The organism is Halomonas sp. AOP12-B1-6 (assembly GCF_052379225.1).
Classification (GTDB): domain Bacteria; phylum Pseudomonadota; class Gammaproteobacteria; order Pseudomonadales; family Halomonadaceae; genus Vreelandella; species Vreelandella casei.
In genome coordinates, this window is the sequence record NZ_JBQSYK010000005.1 from 272936 (window position 1) to 285650 (window position 12715).

Consider the following 12715-nt stretch of genomic DNA (forward strand, 5'->3'; position numbering starts at 1 on the left):
TAACGTACTAGATGAGTATCAAATCTGATAACTGGATTCGTCGCATGGCCAAAAGCGATGCAATGATCGAGCCGTTCGAGGCTGAACAGGTGCGCTATGTGAACGATCAGCGCGTCATTTCCTATGGCACATCAAGCTACGGATACGACGTTCGCTGTGCTGATGAATTCAAAGTGTTTACTAATATTCACTCGGCGATTGTCGATCCTAAAGCCTTTGACGCGAAAAGCTTCGTCGATATTAAAGGCGACGTTTGTGTTATTCCGCCAAACTCATTCGCATTAGCGCGTACGGTAGAATACTTTCGCATTCCGCGTAATGTACTCACTATTTGCTTAGGTAAATCTACCTACGCGCGCTGTGGCATTATTGTTAACGTCACGCCGCTTGAGCCTGAGTGGGAAGGCCATGTAACGCTTGAGTTCTCTAATACGACGAATTTGCCTGCGAAAATCTATGCTCATGAAGGCGTTGCGCAGATGCTATTCTTAGAGTCAGATGAAGTATGCGCTACTTCGTATAAAGATCGTGGTGGCAAGTACATGGGCCAGCGCGGGGTTACGTTGCCGCGCACTTAAGGCTCGCTATGAAAAACGCCTGACGGAATATCAATCTCCGTCAGGCGTTTTTTGTTTCAATTTTTTCAACTCAGTCCTGGCGCGTTTGCTGAACGCTATTACAGGTGCGATTCGTCGTCAGGCTCCTCATCAAGCTCTTCCGCCGCATCGGCATGGGAGAGGCGCATTCCGTATTCGGGTAGCAGCTGTCCGTCCATTTTGGCGCCATCTGCACTGAACTGCAGCCTGCCTTCTAAGAACCACTGTACCGCAATCGGATAAAGCAGATGTTCGCGCGAGCGTACCTTCTCTTGAAGCGTTTCTACCGTGTCATCAGTACTTACCTGTAGCTCGGCTTGTAATACCACCGGGCCGCCGTCTAGCTCTTCGGTCACAAAGTGGACACTGCAGCCGTGGCTTTCCACGCTGTCGGCCAGAGCCCGCGCGTGGGTATTAAGCCCCGGGTAGTTGGGCAGCAGCGACGGGTGGATGTTGAGCATACGTCCCAGGAAACGTTGCACAAAGCGAGGCGTTAAAATACGCATAAAGCCTGCCAGAATGATGAGATCCGGCTCGTGGCGTTCAATGACTTTAATCAATGCGCCATCATAGGCTTCGCGGCTGTCATATTCGCGATGGGGCAGCGCGACCGCTTCAATACCTGCTTCATGGGCTCGCTTTAAGCCGTAGGCATCAGCGATATTGGATATGACCGCAACGATTTCACCACCGCCTAAGCGGTCATGTGACTGAGCATCAATCAGCGCCTGCAGATTGCTGCCATTGCCAGAAACCAGTACAACGATACGTCGAGCACCGACAGGTTCTGGCGTTACGTCTTTAATGGTGTCGCTTTGGTAGTCCGTATTGGTCATGCCGAGAGGCTCTCCAGAATGACGGCTTCCTCTTGGCGTTTAACGATCTTGCCCAGGCGGTACACGGTTTCGCCCTGCGTTTCTAAGTAAGCGACTGCCTCATCCGCTTGTTGCTGTGAGACCACCACCACCATGCCAATGCCGCAGTTGAGGACGCGATGCATTTCGGTTTCGTTGACATTGCCGTGTGCCTGTAACCAATCAAACACGGCGGGGCGTGTCCAGCTATTAATATCAATGTGGGCAGCCAGGTCATCAGGCAGAACGCGGGGAATATTTTCCAGCAGCCCGCCACCGGTGATGTGCGATAGCGCGTGCACGGCGATATCACTTTCGCGCATTAAAGACAGCAGTGATTTAACATAGATGCGGGTAGGCGCCATTAGCGCATCGCCTAGGGTCGTACCGTCAATGTCGGTGTCGAGCGAGGCGTTGCTAACATCAAGAATTTTGCGGATCAGCGAGTAGCCGTTGGAGTGCGGACCTGATGACGCAAGGCCCAACACAACGTCGTTTTCAGAGACTTTGCTGCCATCCAAAATGTCTGCTTTTTCAACGACGCCGACGCAAAAGCCTGCTAAATCATAGTCGCTACCCTCATACATCCCCGGCATTTCGGCGGTTTCGCCACCGACTAACGCGCAACCCGCCAGTTCGCAGCCAGCGCCAATTCCGGTGACAACGTCAGCAGCAATATCCACATCGAGCTTACCCGTGGCATAGTAGTCAAGAAATAGCAGTGGCTCGGCGCCGGCGACGATCAAGTCGTTGACACACATCGCGACTAAATCAATCCCAATGGTGTCGTGTTTGCCAAGATCCATGGCTAGGCGCAGCTTGGTACCGACTCCATCGGTGCCTGAGACAAGAACGGGCTGCCGGTAGCCTGCCGGTATTTCGCACAGGGCGCCAAAGCCGCCAAGTCCACCCATTACTTCTGGGCGAGTAGTGCGCTTGGCAACGTGTTTAATGCGGTCAACCAGGGCGTTACCGGCATCAATATCGACGCCTGCGTCCTTGTAGCTGAGGGAAGGAGTAGCCGAAGAAGAAGAGGTCTCGGTCATGACAGATCCTGTGAAGCAAATAGCGGTGCTGGTAGTGCTGGCGACATGGCCAGTGCTGGACGATAACTGAAGCGGATTGTAACACTCAGTGGCGCAGGCCGCACCGCTGTGAAACATGTTGAAAAGCTTACGAGCAGGTTTTGCTGATATACGGCATAGTAACGCTTAGTGAAAATGATCGATTTAAATCCATATTTGAGAGGGAAGCATGCGCAATTCTTGGTGGGGTGTCCTGTTTTTGGTAGTGATAGGCGGTTCTATATATTTGCTAGATTCAGTGCTGATGCCTTTTATTGCTGGGATGATTCTCGCTTATTTGGCCGACCCGCTGGCTAATCGCTTCCAGCGCTGGGGTATGAATCGGCCCCTGGCGGTGAGTAGTGTGTTTTTAGTCCTGCTCATCATTCTAGTGGTGAGTTTACTGATATTGATACCGCTGGTTGTTCAGCAACTTAAGCAGTTGGGAGAAGCTATTCCGAGTATTTTCAACTGGGTCGAAAACATACTGGCTCCCCAGGTGCAGGAGTGGACAGGTTATGACTTGACCGCAGAGTTAACCAATGCCCGTGAAACGCTCGCTGAGAACTGGCGCGATGCGGGTGGTTATTTAGCGCAGGCACTGGGCCAGATTGGTCGTTCGGGGATGGCGTTTGCGTCCTGGGTGACTTACGTTGCATTGATTCCCGTGGTGACTTTTTATCTACTTTTAGACTGGAATCGGTTGCTCGACAATATTGCTAATTTAATCCCCCGTCAGTGGGCTGATGATACCTTTCGCTTAGCGCGCCGCTGCGATGATGTACTTTCCTCATTTTTACGCGGACAGCTGCTGGTCATGCTCTGCTTAGGGATTATTTATGCAGTAGGTTTGACGCTGATGGGGCTTAACTTCGGGCTGCTGATCGGCTTCGTATCCGGGCTGGTGAGCATCGTACCGTTCTTGGGTTTTATTGTCGGCTTGGTGATCGCGCTTGTGGTGGCGCTCTTTCAATACGCCACGTGGTGGGCTGTGGTGGGCGTAATTTTAGTCTTCAGCATTGGTCAAATGGCTGAGAGCGTGGTACTTCAACCTAAGCTGTTGGGCGATAAAATTGGCCTACATCCGGTAGCGGTTATCTTTGCCGTGTTGGCGGGTGGAAAGCTGTTTGGTTTAACCGGGGTATTGTTGGCACTACCGGTGGCTGCGGTGATTTTGGTGCTGCTTAAAGAAGTCAAAGTACGCTATCAGCACAGCGAGCTGTACGACGATAAAAATACCGACGATCAGCCAAAAATTATCGAGGTAAGTTCGTCATATCATGATGAGTTGAGTCGTGATGATAAACGGGAGTCACCATGAGCCGAACACCGGCACAGCTTCCTCTGGGCATTGGTTTACGTGATGATGCCACGTTTAATAACTACTATGCGGGGCGTGCGAACGCTTCGCTAGTAGAGCATGTCACCCAGCAGCTAACGGTAGAGGGTGAGCAGTTTCTATACCTGTGGGGGGCGCCTGGCGTAGGGCGCAGTCACCTGCTTCAAGCGGCCTGTCACGCAGCGTCAGATGCAGATAAGCGCGCGCTGTATTTGCCGCTGGGCGACTTAGGCCACTTTCCGCCGCTGATGCTGGAAGATATCGAGCGGCTGGATCTTGTGGCTATCGATGATTTGGAGTGCGTAATCGGGCGCAAGCGCTGGGAAGAGGCCCTGTTTCACGCTTTTAATCGGCTGCGGGACGCAGGTAAAAGGCTATTGATTGTTGCTAATGCCTCTCCACGCCAATTAAATGTGCAGTTGCCTGATCTCGCTTCGCGGTTAACCTGGGGGGTTACTTTTCACGTTCATCCGCTAGATGACGACAGTGAGCGTTTGGCTGCTCTAAAGCTACGTGCCAGCGTGAGAGGCATACAGCTACCCGACGACGTGGGTCGCTATATTCTACATCGAGGCCCGCGTGAGCTAGGTGAGCTTTGTCGTGCGGTTGAAACGCTTGATAAGGCGTCGCTGACGGCTCAGCGTAAACTGACGATACCGTTTGTAAAGTCTGCCCTGGGTTGGTAAGGACTGGTTTATCAATAGGGGTAAAAAATGATTCGACAACCACTAAAACGCCACCGTAGGCAGGGCCTGCGGTGGCGTTTTAACGAGCTGGTTCACCCGCTTATAATATGGGTAAAGCGTTAAGCGGTTTTGCTCATTTTGCTAGCGGCGGTTTGCGCTTGCTTGACATTGTCTTCAGTCAATTTTTGGCTTTTCTGAATAAAATCCTGCTGCAATGACACTACTTTATCTGCATCGCCCTTAGCGCGCTCGGCCAATTCTTTAGCAACGTTTTGCTGGCTTTCCATATAGCTACGCAGGCCTTCCGCGTCTTTTACGTTCATCATCTGACGCATCTGCGCGATGCCTGTGTCTGTATAGGCTTTGCTGGCATCCATCTGAGCATTGATCATTTTTTCAGCGTAATCAACGCTTAATGTCATAAAAGCACGTGCAGGCGCCATAAACATATTGTCAAACTGCTGGGTCATTTCATTCGTATTAACAGTATTCATATCCATTCCCTCTAGGGTTGCAACAGCACGGCCAGAGACAGCACTGCTAAAATAGATTGCCAGAAACAGCCATCCAGAGGTGGGTACTGCTTACGTACTGGCATCTATACGCGTTATCTTGCCATGCAGCATAGCAAAGACTTTTGTGCGGTGCAACATTGGCTTTAAACGCATGTGCTGAGCAGTTCGTTAAGACTTTATTGAAGACGTCTTTTTTTGAAGCAGGCTTTATTTGATAAGCGTTTGGCAACCCTTGGCGAACGATATCACGGCTTTGCGCTCAGACCAGGAGGAGTCGTCATATTCATAGGAGGACCAGCAATGGCAACACGTATTGAACGCGATAGCATGGGTGAGTTGGAAGTGCCCGCAGATGCCCTTTACGGTGCGCAAACGCAGCGAGCAATTAATAACTTTCCGGTTTCTCACACGCCCATGCCCCCGGCCTTTATTCATGCGGTTGTTCGCATCAAATTAGCCGCAGCACGTGTCAATCAAGCATCGGGGGAGCTTGATAATGAGCGGGGAGAAGCGATCCAGAAAGCTGCGCGTGAAGTGCTAACCGGTATTCATGATCAGCATTTTCCCATTGATGTGTTTCAAACCGGCTCAGGTACCTCCTCTAACATGAACGTCAATGAGGTGTTGGCCAACCTGGCGTCCCGAGAGGGTGTCGACGTCACTCCCAATGATCACGTCAATATGGGGCAGTCGAGCAACGATGTGATTCCAACCGCTATTCATCTCTCGGCCGCCATTGGTGTGCATGAAACTCTCCGGCCCGCGCTGGTACATTTGCGTGACACGATTGACCGCCGTGCTAGTGAGCTAAGCCATATCGTTAAAACGGGCCGCACCCATTTAATGGATGCTATGCCGCTACGCATGGATCAAGAGCTAGGCGCTTGGTCAAGCCAGCTCAATCAAGCCATCGAGCGGTTTGATAGCGCAATGCAAAGGCTTTGCCGTTTAGCGCAGGGTGGCACTGCGGTGGGCACTGGCATCAATGCCCCTGATGGATTCGCTGAGCAGGTTGCTCAGGAACTCAGTGAACAGACGGGGTTAATGTTTGCTCCTAACGATAGTTTTTTTGCCAGTCTCTCGTCACAAGATGCGGCGGTAGAGCTGTCAGGGCAGTTAAAAGGTCTGGCCTGTGTGATTATGAAAATTGCCAATGATCTGCGCTGGATGAATTCAGGACCGCTGGCTGGGCTGGGTGAAATTGAGCTTGAGGCGCTGCAGCCCGGCAGCTCAATCATGCCGGGTAAAGTAAACCCTGTGATTCCCGAGTCAGCCGCTCAGGCCGCTGCACAGGTTATTGGCTTAGACGCGGCGATTACCGTTGCGGGACAAAGCGGTAACTTCCAATTGAATGTCATGCTGCCGCTAGTGGCTTCCAATTTGCTCACTTCAATTAACTTGATGAGCAATACTTCTCGACTGCTCGCTGATCGCGCAATTGCGACCTTTAAGGTGCGTGAAGAGAATCTGAAAGCGCCCCTGGCACGCAACCCTATTCTGGTAACGGCGTTAAATGGTGTGATTGGCTATAACGCAGCGGCCGCTATTGCCAAAAAGGCCTACCAGGCGGGTAGGCCGATCATTGATGTTGCTGAGGAGAATACAGACCTGGATAGGGAAACGCTTGAGCGCCTGTTAGATCCGGCCGTATTGACGCAAGGCGGTATTCCCGAGTAACCCGGCCTTTGGGGGGCGTCAGCAATTAGGTTTCTTGATGTTCGGTTTTGCCTTCTTGAATCGTTTCGCTGGCCTCTTCCTGTTCCTCTGCGCTGGCTTCGGGCGTTTCATGCTCGTCTTTGCGCGAGGGGCGATAGCAAAAGGTCGCGAGGATAGGGTAGTGATCTGAGCCGAAGTAGCTTAGGCGCTGCATGCCTACCAAGGTGAAGTGCTCGGTCACGAAAATATGGTCCAGAGGCCAGCGTAACATTGGATATTTAGCGTGGAAGGTGCTGAATAACCCGCGGCCTCGGCGTGGGTCGAGCATGCCGCCAACGCGACAAAAGAGCCGTGTTGTCCGTGACCACGCTACGTCATTAAGATCGCCAGCTACTAGCGTCGGCTGTGGGTTGTCATAAATCTTCTTGCCGACGAGTAACAGCTCCGCGTCGCGCCACAAAGATTTCTCACTCTCGCTGGGCGCAGGCGGGCGTGGGTGCAGTGCGTAGAGGCAAAGCTTATCGCCGTTTTCTAACGTGACGGTAGTATGAATAGACGGAATATCGTCTTGGATCAGCCACTCTATGGAAGTATTGGTTAGCTCCAAATGCGAGTAGAGGTGCATGCCGTAAAGATTGTCGAGCGGGATTTTAACGCTATTGGGCCAGTTTTCTTTCAATGCGGGGTCTAACTGGTCTTCCCACCACTGATCAGACTCAAGCGTCAGTACGATGTCAGGCTGATGCTTGTTTATCATGTCGATAAGCGATTGGGCCTGCCGATTTGGCGTTAAAACGTTAGCGATTAGCAGCGTAATGGTGCGGCCTTTATCTGGACTTTCTGCCGCTTGAACCTGCACAGGCCAAAGCGGTGTCCATGGCAAGATGTAATAGGCCTGAACCAAAAAGGTAATGCCTGATGCGCCTAGTGCAATCCACTGCCAGCGTCCTGAATCAACAAAGTTAGCCGCCAGTATAAAGTCCGCGAGCGCTACGCATGCAATCTGTAAGCGTGGAAATTCAAAACTGCGAATCCACCACCAGTGCAATTCGATGCGCGCAATGAGCGTGGCTAATAACAGCGCGATGGCGATGCTTCCTAGCAAAATACCGAGCATGGCTTACCTCCCTATAGATAATGGCCATCATACTAAAATACTTAGCCTGCGATGTAATAATATAAGTGCACGGGTTAGACGATAATTTGTTATCGAGTGAGTCGTGCAAAGAAGCGAAGCAGAGCAGGGAAAAAGCTTGCAATTCAGTGGTAAGGACGTACAATTCGCATCCGTTGCTTGGCACGATTGTGTCTGCGAGCAGTGCCAGTAGGACCATAGCTCAGTTGGTTAGAGCGCCACGTTGACATCGTGGAGGTCGGCGGTTCAAATCCGCCTGGTCCTACCAAATTTTACAAGCATCAATTTTAGGACCATAGCTCAGTTGGTTAGAGCGCCACGTTGACATCGTGGAGGTCGGCGGTTCAAATCCGCCTGGTCCTACCAATTATCTCAAAACACCTCGTGCAATAACGCATGAGGTGTTTTTGTATGTGTGCTAGTTAGCTTCGGCGGTGAAATTGGGTAAATCAGTTTGCTGAATAAAGATGGCAACAAGCGCTTCAATGCCAGCTTGATCTTGCTGCGTGAAGCGCCCGTGCCGTGGGCTATCTAAATCTAGTACGCCCCAGAGGTGGCCATTGACAACGATAGGAACCACGAGCTCGGAGCGTGAGTTGGCATCGCAGGCAATATGATCTTCAACTGCATGTACGTCGTCGATTCGCTGAGTGGTTTGCTGGCGCGCAGCGGCACCGCAGACACCTTTGCTGAAGGGGATCGGATGGCATGCAGGATGGCCTTGGAAGGGCCCCAGGCTGAGTACGTCAGATTGACGCTGAAGGTAAAAACCTACCCAGTTTAAATCGCTAAGCTGTTGAGCGATAAACGCGCCTGTCTGTGCGCTGTTGGTTAGCCAGTCCCGTGTGTCCAGCAGCGCTTCCAGCTGGCGGTTAAGCATCGAGAAATCGACTGTGGTTTGCATGTGGCTTCCTTGTTTAGAAACCGGATAAGACCGGTGTTTTTTTCAAAGCGCACAAAGCCGGCGCAGGGCCGGCTTAGCATATCTTTTTACTGCGAAGGAAACAGTCCTGGGCGTTACTTAGTCCAGCCGGGAACGGCCGCGCCTTTGAATAACTCTTCCGCTTTTTCAATGACTTCATCACGCTGATAGGCATCGACCAGTTGGCGAATCTCTTCGCGCTCTTCATCACCCGCACGCACGGCGATCAGGTTGACGTAAGGCGACTCAGGGCCTTCTTTAATCAGGGCGTCATCAAGGCTTAAGCCCGCTGGCTGTGCAAAGGTATTGTTGATGAACGCCATGTCGACATCGGGCAGTACGCGCGGTAGCTGAGCTGCTTCAATTTCACGGAAGCGGAAGTTGCGCGGGTTTTCAGCAATATCAATAGGCGTTGCTTCAAGGAATTCCGGGTCGTTAAGGGTGATCAGGCCTTCATTGTGCATCAAGATCAGCGCACGACCTTCGTTGGTCGGATCATTGGGTAGAGCAATTTGTGCGCCGTCAGGCAAGTCATCAATGCTGTCGTATTTCTCCGAGTAAGCGCCAATCGGATAAACGAAAGTGTAGCCTGCCACCGCGAGCTCGTAACCACGGTCGTTAATCATGGTGTCTAGGTAGGGTTCGTGCTGGTAGGCATTAGCATCTAAGCTGCCATCCGCGAGCGCAACGTTAGGTGTGACGAAGTCAGTAAATTCAATGATTTCGACATCAAGGTCGTATTCTTCTTTAGCGATGCGTGCCGCTACTTCCATTACTTCTGTTTCAGGGCCCGCAACGGTACCCATTTTGATGCTGCGAGTCTCTGCGTTGGCGACATTCACCGCAAGGACTAGGACTGTCAGGCTACCGATAATGAGCTTTTGCATGGCGTTTCTCCAATCACGTTGTAGATAATGCCGCAATGATGCGGGAATAAAAACTCTGTGTCTAATTCGTTTTGGTTATATGGGGCCGAGTAATTATAATGGGCCAAATAAATAGCTACTTGCGATCACTTTTACGAACCAGGTAGTCGCCTAGGCTCTGGAAGCCTTGCACCATGATGACCAGAATCACGACCGTAATGAGCATAATGGTCGGGTTGAAGCGGTTATAGCCATAGCGTATGCCTAAATCGCCTAGGCCACCGCCACCGACTGCACCTGCCATGGCCGAGTAGCTCACCAGCGTTACGACGGTAATCGTTAAGCCCGTCATGATGCCGCCGCGAGCCTCTGGAATGAGTACTTTGCAAATGATCTGCCAGGGGGTGGCGCCCATTGCTTGTGCGGCTTCAATGAGTCCCGGTGAAAGCTCATTGAGCGCCGCTTCAACCAAGCGTGCAATAAACGGAATGGCGGCAATCGTTAGCGGCACCGAAGCCGCATTGATGCCAATCGACGTACCAACAAGCATGCGCGTAAAAGGAATGATGGCCACCATCAAAATGATAAAAGGGATTGAACGGCCAATGTTAGTAATGACGCTAAGCGCTTGGTTAAGCACAGGCTTTGCTAATATTTGGCGGGGGCGCGTGACGTAAAGCAATACGCCTAGCGGTAGGCCAACCAGCGTTGAAATCAGCCCCGATATGGCCACCATGTAAAGAGTGTCCAGCGTGGCCTGTAAAATAAGATCAATCATTGCGCTGGACATAGCCAAGTACCTCTACCTGCAATTGATGAGATTCAAGATACGCCATGGCCTGCTGAGTTTGCGCCGCCGTACCTAATAGCTCTGCAATCATTAAGCCCAGGGTGCGTTCCTGAATAGATTCTACTTTAGCCTGCAAAATGCTGACGTCGACACCGCATTCACGGGCAAGGCGCGAAATGAGCGGCGTTGAGACCGCGTCGCCCGAGAAGGTGAGACGGACTACAGGGTGAGTATTATGGCCGGGCGCGTCCATGAGTCGTTCAATCAGCTCTTTAGGCGGCGTTAGCTGCAGGAAATCATTGAGGAATTCTCGGCCCAGCTGAGTGCGCGGCGCGGTGAAAAAGTCGCCCACTTCAGCGTCTTCAACCAGTTTGCCGTCAGAAATCAGGCTCACTCGATGGCAAATCGATTTCACCACCTCCATTTCATGAGTAATCAATAAGATGGTAATGCCAAGCTGACGATTAATGTCACGCAGCAGCTCCAGAATTGAGCTGGTAGTTTGCGGGTCGAGTGCCGAGGTCGCTTCATCGCAAAGTAGAACCTGCGGCTTGCTAGCCAGGGCACGCGCAATGGCAACGCGCTGTTTTTGTCCGCCAGAAAGCTGAGCAGGGTATTGATCGGCTTTGTCCGCCAGGCCAACCATTTCCAGTAGCGGAATAACGCGCTCAAGCACGGCGTGACGTTTTTGGCCCATTAGTTCAAGGGGAAGCGCGACGTTGTCGAATACTGTACGTGTGGTGAGCAAATTGAAGTGCTGAAAGATCATCCCAATTCGGTGGCGTGCACGATTAAGCTCTGCGTTGCTTAGGCGCGTCATTTCTTGACCATCTACCGTAACGCTGCCACTCGTGGGCCGCTCAAGTAGATTGACGCAGCGAATTAGCGTGGACTTGCCTGCGCCGGAAAGCCCAATGACGCCATGAATTGCGCCTTTCGGAACGCTGAGGCTGGCATTTTTGAGTGCATGGACAGCGTTTTTGTCGTTGCCCTTTCTTTTGCCGACAGAGGTGTTGCTGAAGTAGGTTTTACTGACGTTGCTAAGTTCAATCATAGCGTCTGCCTTAACGGTAGGCCGAAGACGGGTGCGGGGGTGCAAATTTCAAGTGGCCAAGGGGAGGGCTGAAAATAAAAAAAGCCACCCGCCTGGGTGACCATCAGCGCTGGACACACCCTATTAGCTGCACTTCACCTAACAATGGCTTGGCCAATAAGTAGGTGGACGCCCGCAATATGGGTACAAATCGGCGTCATTAAATTTGCGACCAAAGTTTAAATATGCCGACATGCCCTGTCAATCACATCCGTCTGATTGTATGTTTTAAGCTGGAAAAATAGCGATATTTCCTGACATTGGTCACTTTTTTCGTATTTTTCACTAATCAATATGCTTGGTCATATGTTTGGCTTGACTGGGTGAGAGGTTGCTTAGCCATTCAGCATTATCGGGTTAGCAGGCAATATATTGGAGAAGAGTGCGCAAGAGCGAGGCACCAGTAGTAAGCTTGTGCCCAGAATTCCGCTAGCGCTGAAATTTAGGAGATAAGAGCTTTATGTTTACTGGCATTGTGCAAGGGGTTGCGAAGGTAGTGGCAGTGCGTGAACTGGATGAGTTTCGCGTGCACATAGTTGAAATGCCTCTCTCAATGCGAGCGGGCCTTGAGATCGGCGCATCGGTTGCCCATAACGGAGTGTGTTTGACGGTAACGTCGATCGAGGGTGATAACGTAAGCTTTGATTTAATGCGCGAAACGCTGCGTTTGACCAATCTTGGTGCCATTACGCCAGGGCAGTGCGTCAATATAGAGCGGGCGGCGCGCTTTGGTGATGAAATTGGCGGGCACTCGATGTCGGGTCATATTATTTCTATGGCAGACGTGGTGGCGATTGAAGAGGCACCCAATAATCGTCGCCTGTGGTTTGCCCTTCCCGAACGGCTTGGCCGCTTCGTATTTGAGAAGGGCTATATCGGTGTCGATGGCATTAGCTTGACGATAGGCGACGTGCGCCAAACAGAGGCCGGCGCTGAGTTTAGCGTTAATTTAATTCCTGAAACGCTGGCACGCACTACTCTTCAAGACCGGGCGCCTGGGGATCAGGTCAATATTGAAATCGATCCACAAACGCAGGTCATCGTTGAAACTGTAGAGCGTATTCTGGCTACGCAGCCGCGGGTTTAACAGGTAGGCCTTCCATAGTAAGGCCTATAGCAGCGGTGATTATTATATTGGTGCGTTATGGAATTGACCAATTGGTTAGCCCATGGCCTGAAGATTGCTTGGCATTAAGCCG

13 protein-coding genes and 2 tRNA genes are annotated in these 12715 nt (G+C 51.5%); 7 read left to right on the forward strand and 8 right to left on the reverse strand.

Going from position 1 to position 12715, the window contains the following annotated elements; all coding sequences use genetic code 11:
• The first annotated feature begins 11 nt into the window (after window positions 1-11).
• Complete coding sequence (dcd, locus tag ACT3TR_RS15555; protein WP_096279703.1) at window positions 12-578, forward strand: dCTP deaminase; 567 nt, start codon at window positions 12-14, stop codon at window positions 576-578.
• Between the two features lie 98 nt (window positions 579-676).
• Here dcd and purN read toward each other — a convergent pair whose 3' ends face one another.
• Together purN and purM are read right to left on the reverse strand one after the other, a co-directional pair.
• Window positions 677-1432 carry a phosphoribosylglycinamide formyltransferase gene (purN, locus tag ACT3TR_RS15560; RefSeq protein ID WP_096279705.1) on the reverse strand — a complete coding sequence of 252 codons (756 nt, stop codon included), beginning with the start codon at window positions 1430-1432 and terminating at the stop codon, window positions 677-679.
• Window positions 1429-2496: a phosphoribosylformylglycinamidine cyclo-ligase gene (gene purM, locus ACT3TR_RS15565; RefSeq protein ID WP_441684298.1), complete on the reverse strand. Its 1068-nt coding sequence runs from the start codon at window positions 2494-2496 to the stop codon at window positions 1429-1431. Before purM ends, purN begins: the two co-directional genes overlap by 4 nt.
• Before the next feature lie 208 nt (window positions 2497-2704).
• Here purM and ACT3TR_RS15570 point away from each other — a divergent pair, with 208 nt between their 5' ends.
• Window positions 2705-3835: an AI-2E family transporter gene (locus ACT3TR_RS15570; protein WP_096279709.1), complete on the forward strand. Its 1131-nt coding sequence runs from the start codon at window positions 2705-2707 to the stop codon at window positions 3833-3835.
• A complete protein-coding gene (gene hda, locus ACT3TR_RS15575) occupies window positions 3832-4539 on the forward strand; it encodes a DnaA regulatory inactivator Hda (RefSeq protein WP_096279711.1) in 708 nt (235 codons plus the stop codon). The genes ACT3TR_RS15570 and hda overlap by 4 nt, the downstream gene beginning before the upstream one ends.
• A 119-nt stretch (window positions 4540-4658) precedes the next feature.
• On the opposite strand, the gene ACT3TR_RS15580 is transcribed toward hda, so the two are convergent.
• On the reverse strand, window positions 4659-5033 hold the full coding sequence (locus ACT3TR_RS15580; RefSeq protein ID WP_096279713.1) for a phasin family protein: 375 nt from the start codon (window positions 5031-5033) through the stop codon (window positions 4659-4661).
• A 321-nt stretch (window positions 5034-5354) separates the two neighbouring features.
• Here ACT3TR_RS15580 and ACT3TR_RS15585 point away from each other — a divergent pair, with 321 nt between their 5' ends.
• Entirely contained in the window at window positions 5355-6731 is a 1377-nt protein-coding gene (locus ACT3TR_RS15585; RefSeq protein ID WP_096279715.1) for a class II fumarate hydratase, read from the forward strand.
• Between the two features lie 25 nt (window positions 6732-6756).
• On the opposite strand, the gene ACT3TR_RS15590 is transcribed toward ACT3TR_RS15585, so the two are convergent.
• Entirely contained in the window at window positions 6757-7827 is a 1071-nt protein-coding gene (locus ACT3TR_RS15590) for an endonuclease/exonuclease/phosphatase family protein (protein WP_441684296.1), read from the reverse strand.
• Window positions 7828-8036: 209 nt separating this feature from the next.
• Here ACT3TR_RS15590 and ACT3TR_RS15595 point away from each other — a divergent pair.
• Both ACT3TR_RS15595 and ACT3TR_RS15600 read left to right on the forward strand, forming a co-directional pair.
• Window positions 8037-8113, forward strand: a tRNA-Val gene (locus tag ACT3TR_RS15595).
• 21 nt (window positions 8114-8134) lie between these two features.
• Window positions 8135-8211, forward strand: a tRNA-Val gene (locus ACT3TR_RS15600).
• 52 nt (window positions 8212-8263) lie between these two features.
• Here ACT3TR_RS15600 and ACT3TR_RS15605 read toward each other — a convergent pair.
• From ACT3TR_RS15605 to ACT3TR_RS15620, 4 genes are all read right to left on the reverse strand, one after another.
• On the reverse strand, window positions 8264-8749 hold the full coding sequence (locus ACT3TR_RS15605; protein ID WP_096279719.1) for a GAF domain-containing protein: 486 nt from the start codon (window positions 8747-8749) through the stop codon (window positions 8264-8266).
• A gap of 113 nt (window positions 8750-8862) precedes the next feature.
• Window positions 8863-9654: a MetQ/NlpA family ABC transporter substrate-binding protein gene (locus ACT3TR_RS15610; RefSeq protein WP_444625591.1), complete on the reverse strand. Its 792-nt coding sequence runs from the start codon at window positions 9652-9654 to the stop codon at window positions 8863-8865.
• Window positions 9655-9769: 115 nt separating this feature from the next.
• Window positions 9770-10423 carry a methionine ABC transporter permease gene (locus ACT3TR_RS15615; protein WP_096279723.1) on the reverse strand — a complete coding sequence of 218 codons (654 nt, stop codon included), beginning with the start codon at window positions 10421-10423 and terminating at the stop codon, window positions 9770-9772.
• Entirely contained in the window at window positions 10404-11477 is a 1074-nt protein-coding gene (locus ACT3TR_RS15620) for a methionine ABC transporter ATP-binding protein (RefSeq protein ID WP_096279725.1), read from the reverse strand. Before ACT3TR_RS15620 ends, ACT3TR_RS15615 begins: the two co-directional genes overlap by 20 nt.
• Before the next feature lie 499 nt (window positions 11478-11976).
• On the opposite strand from ACT3TR_RS15620, the gene ACT3TR_RS15625 reads away from it, so the two are divergent.
• The gene (locus tag ACT3TR_RS15625) at window positions 11977-12603 is read left to right on the forward strand and encodes a riboflavin synthase subunit alpha (RefSeq protein ID WP_444625590.1); all 627 of its coding nucleotides are present in this window, start codon (window positions 11977-11979) and stop codon (window positions 12601-12603) included.
• The last annotated feature ends 112 nt before the right edge of the window (window positions 12604-12715 follow it).